Origin of the sequence: Mesorhizobium sp. M0768 (genome assembly GCF_040320195.1) — a bacterium.
Classification (GTDB): domain Bacteria; phylum Pseudomonadota; class Alphaproteobacteria; order Rhizobiales; family Rhizobiaceae; genus Mesorhizobium.
The window spans coordinates 357492-374751 of record NZ_JAMYPD010000003.1; the positions used below are offsets into that span (position 1 = coordinate 357492).

At 63.5% G+C, this 17260-nt stretch carries 12 protein-coding genes and 1 pseudogene; 6 read left to right on the plus strand and 7 right to left on the minus strand.

Annotation, left to right across the window (positions count from 1 at the left end; all coding sequences use genetic code 11):
• Window positions 1-120 precede the first annotated feature (120 nt).
• Window positions 121-1929: a cation:proton antiporter domain-containing protein gene (locus NKI08_RS06195; protein ID WP_352767812.1), complete on the plus strand. Its 1809-nt coding sequence runs from the start codon at window positions 121-123 to the stop codon at window positions 1927-1929.
• On the opposite strand, the gene NKI08_RS06200 is transcribed toward NKI08_RS06195, so the two are convergent.
• From NKI08_RS06200 to NKI08_RS06225, 6 genes and pseudogenes are all read right to left on the minus strand, one after another.
• Window positions 1910-2728: a hypothetical protein gene (locus NKI08_RS06200; protein ID WP_352767814.1), complete on the minus strand. Its 819-nt coding sequence runs from the start codon at window positions 2726-2728 to the stop codon at window positions 1910-1912. The genes NKI08_RS06195 and NKI08_RS06200 overlap by 20 nt on opposite strands.
• Window positions 2725-3477 carry an SDR family NAD(P)-dependent oxidoreductase gene (locus NKI08_RS06205; RefSeq protein WP_023718933.1) on the minus strand — a complete coding sequence of 251 codons (753 nt, stop codon included), beginning with the start codon at window positions 3475-3477 and terminating at the stop codon, window positions 2725-2727. The genes NKI08_RS06200 and NKI08_RS06205 overlap by 4 nt, the downstream gene beginning before the upstream one ends.
• A 438-nt stretch (window positions 3478-3915) precedes the next feature.
• Window positions 3916-6168, minus strand: coding sequence for a transglycosylase domain-containing protein (locus tag NKI08_RS06210; protein WP_352767817.1), 2253 nt, complete (start codon window positions 6166-6168; stop codon window positions 3916-3918).
• A 479-nt stretch (window positions 6169-6647) separates the two neighbouring features.
• Window positions 6648-6899: a hypothetical protein gene (locus NKI08_RS06215; protein WP_352767819.1), complete on the minus strand. Its 252-nt coding sequence runs from the start codon at window positions 6897-6899 to the stop codon at window positions 6648-6650.
• A 202-nt stretch (window positions 6900-7101) separates the two neighbouring features.
• On the minus strand, window positions 7102-7722 hold the full coding sequence (locus NKI08_RS06220; protein WP_254816792.1) for a ribonuclease D: 621 nt from the start codon (window positions 7720-7722) through the stop codon (window positions 7102-7104).
• Window positions 7723-7825: 103 nt separating this feature from the next.
• Window positions 7826-9201 (minus strand): annotated as a pseudogene (locus tag NKI08_RS06225) (M20/M25/M40 family metallo-hydrolase).
• Between the two features lie 442 nt (window positions 9202-9643).
• On the opposite strand from NKI08_RS06225, the gene polA reads away from it, so the two are divergent.
• Both polA and NKI08_RS06235 read left to right on the plus strand, forming a co-directional pair.
• On the plus strand, window positions 9644-12592 hold the full coding sequence (gene polA / locus NKI08_RS06230) for a DNA polymerase I (protein WP_352469411.1): 2949 nt from the start codon (window positions 9644-9646) through the stop codon (window positions 12590-12592).
• 292 nt (window positions 12593-12884) lie between these two features.
• Window positions 12885-13166, plus strand: coding sequence for a type II toxin-antitoxin system RelE/ParE family toxin (locus NKI08_RS06235; protein WP_352448351.1), 282 nt, complete (start codon window positions 12885-12887; stop codon window positions 13164-13166).
• A 67-nt stretch (window positions 13167-13233) separates the two neighbouring features.
• Here the strand turns inward: NKI08_RS06235 and NKI08_RS06240 are convergent, their stop codons facing one another.
• Window positions 13234-13638: a Fur family transcriptional regulator gene (locus tag NKI08_RS06240; RefSeq protein WP_023675234.1), complete on the minus strand. Its 405-nt coding sequence runs from the start codon at window positions 13636-13638 to the stop codon at window positions 13234-13236.
• 211 nt (window positions 13639-13849) lie between these two features.
• Between NKI08_RS06240 and NKI08_RS06245 the strand changes: the two genes are divergently transcribed.
• The 3 genes from NKI08_RS06245 (at window position 13850) to NKI08_RS06255 (ending at window position 17234) form a co-directional block, all read left to right on the plus strand.
• On the plus strand, window positions 13850-16051 hold the full coding sequence (locus NKI08_RS06245) for a caspase family protein (protein WP_352767822.1): 2202 nt from the start codon (window positions 13850-13852) through the stop codon (window positions 16049-16051).
• Between the two features lie 102 nt (window positions 16052-16153).
• A complete protein-coding gene (locus tag NKI08_RS06250; RefSeq protein WP_352474870.1) occupies window positions 16154-16534 on the plus strand; it encodes a hypothetical protein in 381 nt (126 codons plus the stop codon).
• Between the two features lie 97 nt (window positions 16535-16631).
• Window positions 16632-17234 carry a DUF4760 domain-containing protein gene (locus tag NKI08_RS06255; protein WP_352767825.1) on the plus strand — a complete coding sequence of 201 codons (603 nt, stop codon included), beginning with the start codon at window positions 16632-16634 and terminating at the stop codon, window positions 17232-17234.
• Window positions 17235-17260 lie beyond the last annotated feature (26 nt).

Below are 17260 nucleotides of genomic sequence, written 5' to 3' on the forward strand. Positions count from 1 at the left end.
CATCGATTTCATGGGGATTGCGGGTTGTCTCGCGACTGTCCCAGCCTCCATACTGCCAAGGCGGCGGCCATTGGACGGCGCATATCCGACATCGCGATTCCTGAAGGCGCTCCATAGACAATGCCGCATGACACGCCCCTTATCGCCACCATCGTCGCCGGTCTGGGGCTGGCTTTCGTCTTCGGCGCACTTGCCAACCGTTTTCGCGTGCCGCCGCTGGTAGGCTATCTCATCGCCGGCGTTCTGGTTGGACCGAACACGCCGGGTTTCGTCGCCGATGCCGGCCTCGCCAATGAACTTGCCGAGATCGGCGTCATCCTGCTGATGTTCGGCGTCGGCCTGCATTTCTCGCTGAAGGACCTGTTGTCGGTCCGCGCCATCGCCGTGCCCGGCGCCATTGTGCAGATCGGCTTCGCGACAGCCCTCGGCGCCGGCCTTGCCTGGATGCTCGGCTGGTCGATCGGTGCGGGACTGGTCTTCGGCCTGGCGCTTTCCGTGGCCTCGACCGTGGTGCTGTTGCGCGCCCTGCAGGAGCGGCGGCTGATCGAGACCGAGCGCGGCCGCATCGCCGTTGGCTGGCTGATCGTCGAGGATCTGGCGATGGTGCTGGCGCTGGTGCTTTTGCCGGCGTTGGCCGGCGTGCTCGGCGGCCAAGAGCAGGTGGAGGTGCACTCCAGCGGTCTGCTGTCGCTGCCGGCGAGCTACGGCGTCTGGGGCGTCGTCGCCGTCACACTGGCCAAGGTCGCGGCCTTTGTCGTGGTCATGCTGGTGGTCGGCCGCCGGCTTATCCCCTGGATCCTGCACTACGTCGCCCATACCGGATCGCGCGAACTGTTCCGGTTGGCGGTGCTTGCGATTGCGCTTGGCGTCGCCTTCGGGGCGGCCAAGCTGTTCGGCGTGTCGCTGGCTCTCGGCGCTTTCTTCGCCGGCATGATCATGAGCGAATCCGAGCTCAGCCACCGGGCGGCCGAGGAATCGCTGCCGCTGCGCGACGCCTTTTCCGTGCTGTTCTTCGTTTCGGTCGGCATGCTGTTCGACCCGTTCAGCGTGATCAGCAATGGCTGGCCGATCCTGGCGACGCTGGCCATCATCGTTGTCGGCAAGTCGCTGGCAGCCTTCGTCATCGTCGTCGTCTTCCGCTATCCGGTGGCAACCGCATTGATGATTTCGGCAAGCCTAGCCCAGATCGGCGAATTCTCGTTCATCCTGGCTGAACTCGGCGTCGGGCTGAAACTGCTGCCCGAACAAGGCCGCGACCTCATCCTCGCCGGCGCCATCCTGTCGATCGTCCTCAATCCGCTGATGTTTCTTGCCGTCGACCGGATGAAACCCTGGCTGGAAGCACGCGCCGGCAGGACGGCGCCGTCCGGCGAAGCAAGGCCGATCGGCCCGGCGACCGAGCCCGGCCAGGTGGCTTCGGTCGCGGCGCCTGCTAACGAGGATGGCCCACCGCCCAGGACGAGGCTGACCGGCCACACCATCCTGATCGGCTACGGCCGCGTCGGCAGCCTCGTCGGCACGGCGCTGAAGCAGGCCGCCCTGCCCTTCCTCGTCATCGAGGATGCCGACAAGACGTTGGCGAAGCTCAAGGCCGAAGGCGTCGAAACCGTACCCGGCAACGCGGCGAGTGGCGACGTGTTCGCCGCATCCAATCCCGAGGGGGCGAAGCGGCTGATCCTGGCCATTCCCAACGCCTTCGAGGCAGGGCAGGTCGTTCTGCGCGCCCGCGCCGCCAATCCGGCAATCGAAATCATCGCCCGCGCCCATTCCGATGCCGAGGTCGAGCACCTCAAAAACCTTGGTGCCGACACCGTCATCATGGGCGAACGCGAGATCGCCCGTGGAATCGTCGAGGTGGTGACGGCGAGCAGGATCGAGCCGGCTTTGGCTGCCGACACCGCTACGACGGCTACTCTTTCACAATCGTGATTCCTGCATCGATCAGAAATTTTCTGATTTTTTGAATGTCTTCGGGCGGAACATCCCACCGCCATGACACAGGCGACAGTTGCCGCAAGACACCATAGGCGTTGTCTTGAATCCAATTCTGCAACCGCTTGCGGTCGATCCGACGTTCCAAATGCCCCTGGGACAGCAAGTTGAATGGGAACACATCACGGAGATTTACGTCGAGGTGCCGTTCATCACTTCGCGCATGAAAGGTCCGGCCGAAAACAAAGGATTGGGCCCGCAGCTGTTCTGGCGGGCCATAGAACGTTTTGTCGACGGTCGCGAAGCGGGAAGACGTTGAGCCATGCGCAAACGCTCTCGGGCCCCAGAAATATAGCATGGACAATCCTATGCCATAGATCGGCTGAAGCTCTTGAACGAGCAGTTTGATGATTCTTTCGAAGGTTTTTTTCGCGTCTGCGTTAGCAGCTCGATCGATGTGAATCTCGAAGAGCCTGAAACGATCGACAGAGCAACCAATGTCTATGGAAAAATCCGATAGCACATCCGGACTTCTCTTCCACAAGTACCCGACCGACTGCCAATCTTTCTTGGTTATGACGTCGCGTTTCGCAAAGTTTCGGTAGAGATAATCCTTGCCCGTCTTTTCGTCGGTGACCGTGGCGATATCAGGCTCAGAGCCGAGGACCTCGACTATGCGATCCAGTATGTCGCGCGCGCCGGAAATATCTAAACTGGCGGCCCATTCGTAGATAATAAGCGATCCAACCACGTTGGTTTCGGTGAAACGCGCATATCGATCGGTCTGCTCGCTCAAACGTGCTGGCCGCCATTGATGTGAATTTCCGAGCCGGTCACGTAGGACGCCTGCTGCGAGCACAGGAAGAAGATGATGTCGGCGACTTCTGCCGTGGTGCCCAATCTTCTCAGCGGGATTGTCTCGACGATTTTTTCGGTGCCCGGCGACAGGATCGCGGTGTCGATCTCGCCCGGTGCGATCGCGTTGACGCGAATGCCGTGCGGGCCGAAATCATGCGCCATCTCGCGTGTCAGCGAGCCGAGTGCTGCCTTCGACGTCGCATAAGCGGTACCGGCGAAGGGGTGCACCCGGGTGCCGGCGATCGAGGTGACGTTGACGATCGAGCCCTTGGCCGATGCCAGCTCCTTGAACAGTCCGCGCGCCAGCATGATCGGCGCGAAGAAATTCACCTGGAAGACGTCGCGCCAGACATGCATCGGCGTGTCGATCGAGTTCATGCGGCTGTTGCCGTCCTTGAGCTTCGGCGAGATGCCGGCATTGTTGACCAGCGCATGCAGCTGCCCGCCATGCGCCTCGAGCCGGTGGCGGATCTCGGAGATGGCGATGCCGACATCCTCCTGGTCGGCGAGATCGACCTTGATGTGGTCTTCCGGGCCGGCCGGCCACGGGCAGTCCTCGGCAAAGGCCTGGCGCGAGCAGGTGATGACGCGCCAGCCTTCGCGTGAAAAGCGCTTGACCGTGGCATGGCCGATGCCACGGCTGGCGCCGGTCAGCACGATGGTCTTTCTGGTGTCGGGTTCAGCCATGTCGCGGTCTCCGGCGCGTGATCTAGCCGAATATGGTTACAATGACGAGAGGCCGCCAGAAGATCACAGGGCCGGTCGCGTGGCTGATGGCAACCGTTCAATAGCAGGTCGGACACTGCGCATGCAGGCCGAGATTGACAACAAAGACCAGAGCCGCCAACGTCCAGATAGCCCCTAAGAACGCCACGCGAGCGCCCGGCCAGACGCGCAACGCCCCAGGCCACCCCATAAGGCAACAAAAGCCCCATGATGACGGAGCCGTATACCGCTCCGATTCTTTCCTGATCGAGGTATGCCGGATTGGGGAAATAGAGATATGGCAGATGCCGAATGACCACGACACAAACAGTCATCCCGAGCAGCAAGAGCCACTGCCACGTGCCTAGACGCTTGTATCCTTTGACATCAGCCGGCTTGGCCGGTTCACCCGGACATTGCCTAACCTCCGCCCAGAATATCGAGGATCGAAGTCTGCCGCTTCTTGACCGGGCCGCCGACATTGCCGGGCGGCACCGGATGCTTGATCGATCCGGTGGCGCTATCGACGCCCGGCATGGCAAGGCCGCCGGCATCGACCGTCTCGGCAGGACGCACGGGACGCGAAGCCGACTGGGTAGCTGCCACAGGCGGCGCCGATTGGCCGACGGAAGCGACCGGCGCCGGCGGCGCCGTATCGGACGGTATGTCGTCCGGGACGATGGTGTCGGGCGGCGTCGACTTCCAGGTTCCAGGCAGCGGCCGCACCGGCACGCCCTCATGCGCGGCGACCATGAACTCGTGCCAGGCCTGCGCCGGCAATGCGCCGCCGGTGACCTTCTTCATCGCGCTGCCGTCATCATTGCCGAACCAGACGCCGGTGGTGAGGTTGGCGGTATAGCCGATGAACCACGCGTCGCGCGAGTTCTGGCTGGTGCCTGTCTTGCCGGCCGCCGGCCAGGCGAACGCCGCCTTCCTGGCCGTGCCGATCTCGACCGTGCCGGTCATCATCGAGTTCATCATGCCGACAACATCGGGATTGACGACCCGCGGCGCACCGCCGCCATTGTTTTCGTAGAGCACCTTGCCGTCGCTCGTCGTGACGCGGCGGATGAAATGGATGTCCGGCTTGTAACCGCCATTGGCGAAGGGAACATAGGCCGAGGTCAGTTCCAGCGGCGTCACTTCCGAGGTGCCGAGCGCGATCGAGGTGTTGGCCGTCAGCTCGGACTGGATGCCCATGCGGTGCGCCGCCTCGACCACCGCATTCGGCCCGACTTCCATGGTCAGCTGCGCGGCCACCGAGTTCAGCGATTTTGCCAGCGCCGTCGCCAGCGTCACCTTGCCGAAATATTTGCCGCCGTAATTGTCGGGCGTCCAGTTGCCGATCTTGATCGGCGCGTCGTTGCGCACGCTGTCGGGCGTGCGGCCGGATTCCAGCGCCGCCATGTAGACGAACGGCTTGAACGCCGAGCCCGGCTGCCGGCGCGCCTCCGAGGCGCGGTCGAACTGGCTGGTCGAATAGTCGTAACCGCCGACCATCGCGCGCACCGCGCCGGAATTGTCGATCGACACCAGCGCGCCCTGGCTGACATTGAGCTTCTTGCCGCTCTGATCGATCAGCCGGCGGATCGATTGCTCGGCGAGTTTCTGCAGCGTCAGGTCGACAGTCGTGTCGACGACGATATCGCGGCGCACGTCGCCGATCAGGTCGGGCAGTTCTTCCATGATCGTATCGGCGACGTAGTTTTCCGAGCCGGTCCAGTAGGACGGCGCGCGTGTCGCCGGCGCGCTCATCGCCGTGGTCTGCTCCTTGGCGCTGATCTTGCCCTCGTCGCGCATCGCGGCGAGCACCAGCTGCGAGCGCTGCTCGGCCGCCTTCGGGTCGCGCGCCGGCGACAGCCGCGACGGCGCCTTGAGCAGGCCGGCGAGAAGGGCGGCCTCCGACAGCGTGACGTCACGCGCGCTCTTGCCGAAATAGCGGCGCGAGGCCGCTTCGACACCATAGGCGCCAGAGCCGAAATAAACCCGGTTGAGGTACATTTCGAGGATCTGGTCCTTCGTATGCTTGTGCTCCAGCCACAGCGCCAAGAGCACTTCCTGCACCTTGCGTTCCAGCGTGCGGTCCGGCGTCAGGAACAGGTTCTTGGCCAGCTGCTGGGTCAGCGTCGAGCCGCCCTGCGAAAAATGCCCGCCCAGCACATTGGTCACCATGGCCCGGGAAAGGCCGATCGGGTCGATGCCGAAATGCGAATAGAAGCGGCGGTCTTCGATGGCGATGACGGCCTCGGGAATATAGGGCGACATTTCGTGCAGGCCGACGGCCTCGCCGCCGCTCATGCCGCGATTGCCAAGCAGCTGGCCGTCGACCGAGACGATCTTGATGTTGGGGGCGCGATCGGGAATGGCCCAGGTGGTGGCCGCCGGCATTTTCGCGCCGTAATAGACGACGATGCCGGCAGTGGCGATGCCGCCCCAGATGGCCAGCACGAAGCACCAGTAGAACAGCCGGGCAAGCACGCCGAACACGCCGCGCCGGCTTTTGCCGCGCCCGCCGCGCGGCGGCTTGGCCTTGGACGATTTGCGCTTTGCAGCGGCTTTTCGGTTGCTCGGCACGACGCGGTCCTCCTCGCTTACCGAAAAACCGGCCGAGGATCTCGCCCCCGGCGATGCCTCGAAGCTGGGCTCGATGCGGCTGTCTTTCCGGTTCGCCATGCGCTGTGCTGTCTTCCCCATGCCTATGGCGTTGGGGTTGAAGACTAGATGCGGCGGTTTAAAGGCGGGTTAAGTCGGGAAAAATCAAAGCAAACTGTATTCAATCGCTTGCGGAGCAGGCGCGGCCCGCGACAGCGCCAGAAATGAAAAACCCGCCTCGGCGGGCGGGTCGTTGGAGCCAATGAGCACCATAGCGAAATTAGTAGCATAGCTGCCGGCACAAAGCAAGAACAAAATACGCTTTGCCTCAGAATAATCACTTCAGGTCGGCGCTGCCCCTCACCCTTACCTCTCCCCGTGAAGGACGGGGAGAGGGGTCGCCAGCGTCGCGGCCAAGCCCCTTCTCCCCGTTCTTTACGGGGAGAAGGTCCCGGCAGGGGGTTGAGGGGCAGCGCCGAGATCGGATGAAAAACCTATGCAACACAAACTTTGAGGAGGAAAAAATTCGCCACGAGCCCGCCGGCCCGAGACCAGCCCCCTCAGTCGTCGGCATCCGCATCGTCGGAGGCCGGCCGCCAGCTGATCGGCTCGATCTTCCTTTGCGTATGGCCGTCCGTATAGGCCCACCAGCCGGCGTCGCTTTCGTCCCAGTCGCCGCCGGCCGCCTTCAGCCGGTCGAGCGAACGGTATTGCGCGATGCTCTCGTTTATCACGCCGTCGCTGTCCTGCCAGTAGACGGTGACCTTAGAACCGTCCTTCGGTGCCGTTTCGATTGGTTTTCGGGCAGCCATTTTCATTTCTCCCGGTGAAGCGAACGGAACGCCGGGACAAGCGTCCGGTTCCTGGCCGAAGGCCTTTAGGAGAATTCGCTCCGGCGAGACATATGGCGTGGTTTTCGAGAACCGGAGCGCAGCGGACATTTGGGTCCGTGAGCACCGGAAGCGGAGAAAACTGCGCCAGATGGCCGCCGGAGTAGAATTATCATGAAGGCCATTAGCTGTGGGCGAAGATATCCTCCTCATCCCAGCCCATCAGGTCGAGTTTCGCACGCGTCGGCAGGAAGCGGAAGCAGGCATCGGCCTCCCTGGTCCGGTTGTCGCGCGCCAGACGCGCGCTCAGCACGTCGCGCAGCCGGTGCAAATAGAGCACGTCGGAGGCGGCATATTCGAGTTGCTCGGGCGACAGCGTCTCGGCGGCCCAGTCCGATGATTGCTGCGCCTTCGACAGGCCGATCCCGAGAAGCTCGAAGCAGATGTCCTTCAGCCCGTGCCGGTCGGTGTAGGTGCGCGTCAGCCGCGACGCGATCTTGGTGCAGAACACCGGCTCCGGCATGACGCCGAAGGCGTTGTAGAGCACGGCGAGATCGAAGCGGCCGTAATGGAACAGCTTGGTGATGCTGCGGTTCTTGAGCAGGCTGACGAGGTTCGGCGCCTTCTTCTGGCCGGGCGCGATCTGGATGACGTCGGCCGAGCCGTCGCCCGGCGAGATCTGCACGACGCAGAGCCGGTCGCGATGCGGGTTCAGCCCCAGCGTCTCGGTGTCGATGGCGACCGCCCCGACATCGTAATGCAGCAGGCCGGGCAGATCGTTTTTGTGGAAACGTATGTCGCTCATCGTCTTCTCCGGTCGCGGCCCCGTGCAGCGATGCGCGACGGACCGTGCCCGTCCTTGCCGCGATCCGGCGAAAAATCAACAAAAACTTGAGTCTGGCGCAATTTCAGCGTGTCAGCGCCTCGAGAATGCGCGCCCAGGAGCGCTGGCCCTTGTGGAAGGAGCTCATCTCGTACTTCTCGTTCGGCGAGTGGATGCGGTCGTCGTCGAGGCCGAAACCGACCAGCAGCGATTCCATGCCGAGATAGGTCTGGAAATCGCCCACCACCGGGATCGAGCCGCCGCTGCCGGTCACCACCGCCGGCTTCGGCCATTCGTCGGACAGCGCCTGCTTGGCCTTGGCGAGTCGTAGGAAAGCTGGATCGCCGGCGAGCCGCCATGCGGGTGGAATTCGACCGAGCAGTCGGCCGGAACCCGCTGCCTGACGAATGCCTGGAAGGCGGCGCGGATTTTTTCCGGATCCTGTTTGTGGACCAGGCGGAAGGAGATTTTTGCCGAGGCTTGCGCGGCGATCACCGTCTTGAAGCCCTTGCCGGTATAGCCGCCGATGATGCCGTTGAACTCGGCCGTCGGCCGCGCCCAGGTCAGTTCGAGCACCGAGCGGCCCTTTTCGCCGGACGGGATCGACAGGCCGATCGGGCCGAGGAAGGTCTCGGCCGTCTCACCGAGCGACAGCCACGACTGCAATATCTGCGACGGCGTTTCCTCGACGCCGTCATAAAAACCCGGAATGGTGACGTGACCATCCGCATCGTGGATGTCGGCCAGGATTTTTGCCAGGATGCGGATCGGATTGGCGGCCGCACCGCCATAGAGCCCGGAATGCAGGTCGCGGTCGGCGGCAGTCACCGTGATCTCCTCGCCGACCAGCCCGCGCAGCGAGACGCAGATCGACGGCGTATCGCGGTCCCACATGCCGGTGTCGCAGACCAGCGCGAAATCGGCCTTGAGCTCATCCGCATTCGCCTCGAGAAACGGCTTCAGCGACGGCGATCCGGACTCCTCCTCGCCCTCGAACAGGATTGTGATTCGGCACGGCAATCCGCCATGCACCTGCTTCCACGCGCGGCAGGCCTCGACGAAGGTCATCAGCTGGCCCTTGTCGTCGGCCGCGCCGCGGCCGGTGATCACCTTGTGGCCGGGCTCGATCTCCTTGACCGCCGGTGCGAACGGGTCGCTTTCCCACAGCTCGATCGGATCGACCGGCTGCACGTCGTAATGGCCGTAAAACAGCAGATGCGGCGCGCCCGCCGGCCCGTCGTGATGCGCGACCACCATCGGATGCCCCGGCGTGTCGCGCACGCTGGCGTCGAAGCCGATCAGCTTGAGCTCGGCGACCAGCCATTCGGCGGCCTTGCGACAGTCGGCGGCGTAGTCCGGATCGGTGGAGATCGACTTTATGGCGAGCAGGCCGAACAGGCGTTCCAGGCTCTGGTCGAAGTTCTTGTCGAGGCGGTCGAGAACAGGGGAAACTGCGGACATCTGGCGGGCCTTTCGATTCTGGCGGCGAATCTAGAGCCCATGTTGCGAAACGGAAAGCCCGCGACCGTTGGGCCACAGCTTCCTGTCCAAAGGCAAAAAAATGCCGCCGTGGTGGAGGGAACCACGGCGGCCTTTACTCGAAACGATGCGGCAGCCCGGAGAGGGGGGATAGGCTGCCGCAAGTGTCCGGGATAGGCGGGGGACGGGCCTTGCTCCGGACTTCGGCGAAAACTGCCGATGGCGTTTATCTGTGTCTGCGAACGTGGCGATTCAAGGGCACAAAAATTACACTTTTGTAACATAGGCGTGAGCGAACAAAGCTCCGGCCAGGCCGCATGGCAGGCCAAGCTCGCACGCCATTTGTCAGGGTGTTGCCGGAACCCTTGGCGGAAGCCGCCTTTGGCATGGACCGCGGCGCTGCGCCGCGCTATTCCCTCGTGCCATGAAAAAAGGCGATCATCTCTTCCTTGTCGACGGCTCCGGCTACATCTTCCGTGCCTATCACGCGCTGCCGCCGCTGTCCCGCAAGTCCGACGGGCTGCCGACCAGTGCCGTGCTCGGCTTCTGCAACATGGTCTGGAAGCTGACGCAGGACGCCCGCAACACCGATGTCGGCATCGTGCCGACGCATTTCGCCGTGATTTTCGACTATTCGTCGAAGACCTTCCGCAACGACCTCTACCCCGAATACAAGGCCAACCGCTCGGCGCCGCCGGAAGATTTGATCCCGCAATTCGGCCTGATCCGCCAGGCGACCAGGGCCTTCAACCTGCCATGCCTTGAGACGGAAGGCTACGAGGCCGACGATTTGATCGCCACCTATTGCCGGCTTGCCTGCGAAGCCGGCGCCGACACCACCATCATCTCTTCCGACAAGGATCTGATGCAACTGGTCGGCCCAACGGTTGCCATGTACGACCCGATGAAGGACCGCCAGATCGGTGTTCCCGAGGTGATCGAGAAATGGGGCGTGCCGCCACAGAAAATGATCGACCTGCAGGCGCTGACTGGCGATTCGGTCGACAATGTGCCGGGCGTGCCCGGCATCGGGCCGAAGACGGCAGCGCAATTGCTCGAACAGTTCGGCGACCTCGACACGCTGCTCGCCCGCGCCGGCGAGATCAAGCAGGACAAGCGGCGCGAATCGATCATCGCCAATGCCGACAAGGCACGCATTTCGCGTGACCTGGTGAGGCTGAAGAACGACGTGCCGGTGACCGAAGGGCTTGACGAATTCGTATTGCATGCGCCGGACGGCCCCAGGCTGATCGGCTTCCTCAAGACCATGGAATTCTCGACGCTGACCCGCCGCGTGGCCGAAGCGACCGGAACCGACGCGGGCGACGTTCCAGCCACCCCCGTCACCATAGAGCGTGCCGATACCGCGCATGGCCCCGATATGGGTTTTGGCGTGCCCGCGGCCGCCGAGAGCGCACCGCCGTCGGACGAAGCGGCACTCGAAGCTCCGGCCGCAGCCAAGCAAGGCGACACCCCATCCCTGCTTTCGGCGCTTCGCCTGGAGGCTGCCACCGCCCGCAAGATCGACACCGGCGCCTACACCTGCATCCGCGACGCCGCGACGCTGAAGGCCTGGATCGCCGAGGCGATGGAGAGAGGCATCGTCGCCTTCGACGTTAAGACGTCCTCGCCCGATCCGATGCGGGCCGAACTGATCGGCCTTGCCATGGCCGTCGCGCCCGGCCACGCCGCCTATGTGCCGCTTGCCCACAAAAACGGCAATGGCGACCTGCTCGGCGGCGGCGCGGTCGAAAACCAGGTCCCGATCCGCGACGCGCTGGCGTTGCTCAAGCCGCTGCTCGAGGACAAATCCGTCCTCAAGATCGTGCACGACATGAAATACCGCCTTGTCGTCATGAGCCGTCACGGCATCGAGATCGGCCCCTATGACGACACCATGCTGATCTCCTACGTGCTCGAGGCCGGAACCCACGGTGGCCACGGCCTGGAGGCGCTGGCCGATAAATGGCTCGGCCACGCGACCATTCCGCTGAAGGAACTGGCCGGTTCGGGAAGAAGCTTCGTCGGCCTCGATCAGGCCGACCTCGGCAAGGCGACGGCTTACGGGGCCGAGCACGCCGACGTCGCGCTCAGGCTCTGGCAGGTGCTGAAGCCACGGCTTGCCGCCAAGGGCCTGGTCTCGGTCTATGAACGGCTTGAACGGCCGTTGGTGCCGGTCCTGGCACGGATGGAGCAGCGCGGCATCTCCGTCGACCGGCAGATCCTGTCGCGGCTCTCCGGCGAACTGGCACAGGGTGCCGCACGGCTCGAGGACGAGATCTACCAGCTGGTCGGCGAACGCATCAACATCGGCTCGCCAAAACAGCTCGGCGACATCCTGTTCGGCAGGATGGGTCTGCCCGGCGGTTCAAAAACCAAGACCGGCCAGTGGTCGACCTCGGCGCAGCTTCTCGAAGACCTCGCCGCCGAAGGCCACGAATTGCCGCGCAAGATCGTCGACTGGCGCCAGCTGACCAAGCTGAAATCGACCTATACCGATGCGCTGCCCGGCTTCATCCATCCCGACACCAAGCGCGTCCACACCTCCTACGCGCTTGCCGCGACGACGACCGGGCGGCTGTCGTCCTCGGATCCCAATCTGCAGAACATTCCGGTGCGCACCGTCGAGGGTCGAAAGATCAGGACGGCCTTCATCGCCGACAAGGGCAACAAGCTGGTTTCCGCCGACTACAGCCAGATCGAATTGCGCGTGCTCGCCCACGTCGCCGAAATCCCGCAGCTCAAGCAGGCCTTCGCCGATGGCGCCGACATCCACGCCATCACCGCGTCTGAAATGTTCAACGTGCCGGTCGAGGGCATGCCTTCGGAAGTGCGCCGCCGTGCCAAGGCGATCAATTTCGGCATCATCTACGGCATTTCGGCCTTTGGCCTTGCCAACCAGCTGTCGATCGCGCGCGAGGAAGCCGGCGACTACATCAAGAAATATTTCGAGCGCTTCCCCGGCATCCGCGACTATATCGATGCGACCAAGGCCTATGCCCGCGAGCACGGCTTCGTCGAGACCATTTTCGGCCGCCGCATCCACTATCCGGAAATCAGATCGTCAAATCCTTCGGTCCGGGCGTTCAACGAGCGCGCCTCGATCAACGCACGCCTGCAGGGCACCGCCGCCGACATCATCCGTCGCGCCATGATCCGTATGGACGAGGCGCTGGAAAAAGCCAGGCTTTCTGCCCGCATGCTGCTGCAGGTGCATGACGAGCTGGTTTTCGAGACGGTCGAAGCCGAGGTCGAGGCGACGATCCCGGTCGTCTGCCACGTCATGGAGAACGCCGCCATGCCGGCGGTATCGATGTCGGTGCCGCTGCACGTCGACGCCCGCGCAGCCAACAACTGGGAAGAGGCGCATTAGGGCGGGCCACAGAGCCATGTTCGGTTCAAGGTTCACGAGCAGCAGCGGTATGCTATAGTGCCCGTATGATCACCAAGGCACTTGAGAATCTGGTAAGGCATGCGGAAGCTTGGCCTCGCGAAGACCAGGAGGAGCTTGCTGATTACGCCCGCGTCATCGAGGCGCGGCGGACTGGCGTGTATGCGATGTCGGAATCAGAGCGCAGCGCGGTCACAGCGGGCCTAGCAGAGGCCGATCACGGCACTTTCGTAGATGAGGATACCGTTCGCGCGGCCGACACCCGCCGCAGGCTATGAAGGTCCGATTTACGCGGCAAGCCTTTGCCGAACGCGAGGCGATTTTCAACTACCTCGAAGAGCGGGCGCCTCAGGGCGCCCTTTCAGTCATTTCTCGGATCCACGCTGGGATTTCGCGACTTGCCGAATTTCCCGAAAGCGGTCACGCGACCGACATCCCTGGCGTTCGCGTCCTCTTCATAGGCCGCTACCCTTATAAGGTCTTCTATCGTGCCCGTGCCGACGCAATTGAGATCCTGCACATCCGGCATACCTCAAGGAGACCCTTTCCCTACTGAGCCGATCCGGGAACACCCGGCGAGGGCTCGGAAAACCTTGCTCCGCCTTCGCCGCGTTGCTCCGGCCTCAAGCCGCCTCGGCCAAACACTTCGCACATGTCCCACGAAACTCGATCACCGCCTTCTTGGCGGCGAAGCCGGTCGAGCGCACCCATTCGTCGAGCCGGTGTCCGACATCGTGGTCGGAGAACTCGGTCACCTGGCCGCAGGTGTCGCAGATGGCAAACGCCGTCATCGAATGGCTGTGGTCGTGCGGCTCGGCACAGGCGACGAAGGAATTGAGGCTTTCGAGCCTGTGCACGAAGCCGGATTTCACCAGCGTGTCGAGCGCCCGGTAGACCTGCAGCGGCGCGCGAAAACCGCGCTCGCGCAATTGGTCGAGCAACGTATAGGCGCTGAGCGGGCCGCTGGCGGCCTCGAGTTTCTCGAGCACGCAAAGCTGGTTCTTCGTCAGTACATCCCTTGCCGCCATGATCCCGTTCCAAGCCGCTCCGTGCCGATCGCTGCCATTAGGCATACAAACCGGCCTCTGCCACTGAGATAGCGACGAACTGCCTTTTTTGCTACTGTTTGTATTCGCAGCCGGTGGTCGGCTGGCCGGCGACGCCATATTCAAAATACTGACAAAATCCTCGGCCAGGCTGGCCGTGCTTGGAAATTCGATCGGGCTTGGGGAAGCAATCATGATCAAAGTGACGCGGCGGACGCTGCTTGCCGGCACGTCCGCGCTGGCCGCTGCCGGCCTGGTGCCGTTTCGGGCATTCGCAGCGGCGCGCACCTACCATGCGCTGCTTGTTGCCTGCACCGATTACCCGAACCTGCCGAAGAAAAACTGGCTGATCGGACCGAAAAACGATGCCGGCCTGGTGCGCGATTACCTCCTGGGGAACACGCCCGCGCCGGTAAAACTCCTGGCCGAAAACGTCACGCTGCTCGCCAAGGATGTCGAAGGCGCCAACGGACCGCCGACACATGCGGCGATCAAGGCGGCGTTGGCCGATCTTGCCGCCAAGGTCCAGCGCGACGATTTCGTCTACCTGCATTTGTCCGGTCACGGCGCGCAGCAGCCGGCAGCGAACAAGGGCGACGAGACGGACGGCCTCGACGAGATTTTCTTGCCGTCCGACATCGACAAATGGGTCAACCGCGAAAAGGGCGTGCCCAATGCGCTGGTCGACAACGAGATCGGCACCGCGCTCGACGCTATCCGCGACAAGGGCGCCTTTGTCTGGGCCGTATTCGACTGCTGCCATTCCGGCACTGCGACGCGCGCCGCCGAGGTCGACGACGAGTTGGAACGCAAGGTCGAGTTCGCCGATCTGGTCGGCGGCGACGACGCTGCCAGGGCGGCTGCGGTGAGAGCCTATGACGAGATTGCGTCGGCCGCGCCACGCGGCTTTGACGAGGACGGGCAGCGCAAGCCGGCCTTCAAGCTGACGCCGACCGGCGCCGAGCCGACCACCAAGGGCAAATTGGTCGCCTTCTACGCGGCGCAGACGGTGGAGACGACGCCCGAGATGCCGCTGCCCAAGGGCACGGCCGATGCACCGCGTTTCGGCCTGTTCACCTTCACCATCCTGTCGAAACTGGCCGAGAACCCCAACATCACCTATCGCCAGCTCGGCCAGGCCGTGCTGCAGCAATATTCGGCGGACGGCCGCACCCGGCCAACGCCGCTGTTCGAGGGAGAACTCGACGCACGCGTCTTCGGCACCGACAAGACAGACGCGGTCATGCAATGGCCGATCGTCATCGAGAACGACAAAGCCACGATTGGCGGCGGGTTGCTGCATCGCCTCACCCTGGGCAGCAGGCTCGCAATATTGCCGTCGGCGCCGTCGCCGCTGTCCGAGGCGCTTGGCTATCTCCAGGTTCAGTCGGCGAAAAACCTGGAAAGCCGGGTCAAGCCGGTCGAGTTCGGCGGCAAGCCGGCGCTCAAGCTGGCCGATATCCCCGCCAATGCCTATGCACGGCTGGCCGAGCTCGCCGTCGACTACAAGCTCGTGGTCGCGCGGCCGGCAGCGGCCAAAGGCCTCGAGAAAGAGGCCGCGCTGGCGAACTCGGTTCTCGACGAACTGGCGGCCAGGAAGAGCTCAGGGTTTCACATCGCGCTGGTCGAGCCGGGCAAGAGCGCAGATCTGCGTCTCGCAGTGCTGCGCGAGAACGCCATTGCCGGCACCGCAGCAGATGCCACCGACACGCCGGCGCTGTGGTTCCTGCCGGCTTCGGGCGACATGACGCTCAAGGACGGCAGCAAGCCGCCGTCGATCGTCATTCATCCGGACGGCCGCGAAAAGTTGATCGAGGCCGCCGCAGGGAATCTGACGAAAATCTTCCGCGCCATCGGCCTGTCGAGGCTGGCCGCCGCCTCCGATTATCGGCCGGAAAAGGTCAGCGTCGAGTTCCGGATCAAGCGTTTTGACAGCGACACGCTGCAGCCGATCGAAGCGTCGACGGTGCCGCGTGTTTCGCCCGACGATCAGGTCCACGTACTGGCCAGGAACGGTTCGACCAACCTGGTCGACATCAACGTGCTCTACGTCGGCTCCGACTATTCCATCCAGCATTTTCTTGCCGAGCGCCTGACCGAAGGCGCCGTGCTCGAGGAAGGCCTGTTCAAATTCACCGACACCAGCTTCGGCATGGAGCGGATGATCGCCGTCTTGACCGAGGCGCCGCCGCAGAGCGAGAAGCAGGATCTGAGCTTCCTGGCGCAAGAGGGGGTTGTCTCGGTAACGCGGGGACTGGGACAGCCAAGCTTCGCCGACATGCTGGCCGATATCGGCATGGCCCCGGCGACGCGGTCGGCCATGCGGCTGACCGACGACAAGGGGTCGAAGGGCGCCGTGATGATTTTTCCGATGGAGACGGTGCCGCGCGCCTGAGGCGCGGTCAGGTGCCCGGCCGGGCCTCTTGCCTAATCGGCTGATAAGGAACATTCTTCGACCACCGCTGTCGGCGGCCGAACGGAACGGGTGAGGGCGTTCGTGAACAGGATCGTATTTTCGTGGCGCGCAACAACCGCCGGCCTTGTCGCCGGGCTGTTGCTGGCCGCCAATGCTTCGGCGGACGAGGCTTGCGGCCTCTGCGCCAAGGAGGTCGTCATCAACTCCGAACTGGCGAGCTGCTTTCTCGACCAGTACGACCGGATCGCCAAAACCGGCAACACCGCCGTTGTCGTCGATCTCAGCAGCTGCGCGTCGCGCGGCGTGGTCGAGCCGTTGCCGTCGCCGGGCAAGGCGCAGGTGGAGCCTGACGTGCAGTTCATCGTTTCGCGCACGCAGCTGGATTGCCTGAAGAAGAAGCTGGAGACGCCGGGCATCGTGCTCGACCCGTCCGCCACCATAGAACTGGACAGCTGCGGATGACGAAAGCGGGGGGCAACGCAACGCAGCAGGCAGTGACGGCGCCGGTACCGCAAAAGAAGCCGGTGTCGCTGCCGGAAACCGTCGAAGGCTGCCGTGGGTGAGCAATCACGAGGTCAAGAAGGAGGCGAACCCATTCACCGATCGCGACTGGCGCATGCTCGTCTATGCCTGGTCCGGATTGCTGGTGCGCCTGGCGATCATCTTCACCTTGATCTTTTCGGTCTACCAGTTCCTGGCGAACCAGGAGCAGAAGCGCGTCGAGCAGACGATGTCGCTGGTCGAGCTCTGGGAAAGCAAGGATTACCAGCAGGCGCAACGGGCCCTCAAGCAACGCCTGGCGGCGCTCAACGCCAAATACGGCAATCTGCTCAGTGCCAATCCGACGCCGACCGAGGAACAGGTGTTCAGACAGCGCATCGGCATCGAAGCGATGAGCGCTACCGGCGGCGACATGCCGCTTGCCGACTTCAGCGACAATTTCGACCGCGTCGTCTATTTCCTCAACCGCCTTTCCTTCTGCGTCGAAGGCAGGCTGTGCTCGCGCGACGTCGCCGACTCCTATTTCCGCGACTATGCCGCTTCCTTCTGGAGCTATTTTGCCGGCTATATCGATAAGGAGCGCAAGGCCGGTTCACCGACTTTCGCCCAGCCGATCGAGAACTATGTGCGCCAGGCGCCACCCTCGGCCCAGTCCAGATAATTCCCGAAAATGCGAAAGCCGGCGAC

Bases quoted from the DNA above. Each gene is read 5' to 3' on its own strand.
- polA (WP_352469411.1), top strand. From the start codon at position 9,644: ATGAAAAAAGGCGATCATCTCTTCCTTGTCGACGGCTCCGGCTACATC.
- NKI08_RS06240 (WP_023675234.1), bottom strand. From the start codon at position 13,638: ATGGCGGCAAGGGATGTACTGACGAAGAACCAGCTTTGCGTGCTCGAG.
- NKI08_RS06235 (WP_352448351.1), top strand. From the start codon at position 12,885: ATGAAGGTCCGATTTACGCGGCAAGCCTTTGCCGAACGCGAGGCGATT.
- NKI08_RS06195 (WP_352767812.1), top strand. From the start codon at position 121: ATGCCGCATGACACGCCCCTTATCGCCACCATCGTCGCCGGTCTGGGG.
- NKI08_RS06215 (WP_352767819.1), bottom strand. From the start codon at position 6,899: ATGGCTGCCCGAAAACCAATCGAAACGGCACCGAAGGACGGTTCTAAG.
- NKI08_RS06205 (WP_023718933.1), bottom strand. From the start codon at position 3,477: ATGGCTGAACCCGACACCAGAAAGACCATCGTGCTGACCGGCGCCAGC.
- NKI08_RS06220 (WP_254816792.1), bottom strand. From the start codon at position 7,722: ATGAGCGACATACGTTTCCACAAAAACGATCTGCCCGGCCTGCTGCAT.
- NKI08_RS06245 (WP_352767822.1), top strand. From the start codon at position 13,850: ATGATCAAAGTGACGCGGCGGACGCTGCTTGCCGGCACGTCCGCGCTG.
- NKI08_RS06210 (WP_352767817.1), bottom strand. From the start codon at position 6,168: ATGGCGAACCGGAAAGACAGCCGCATCGAGCCCAGCTTCGAGGCATCG.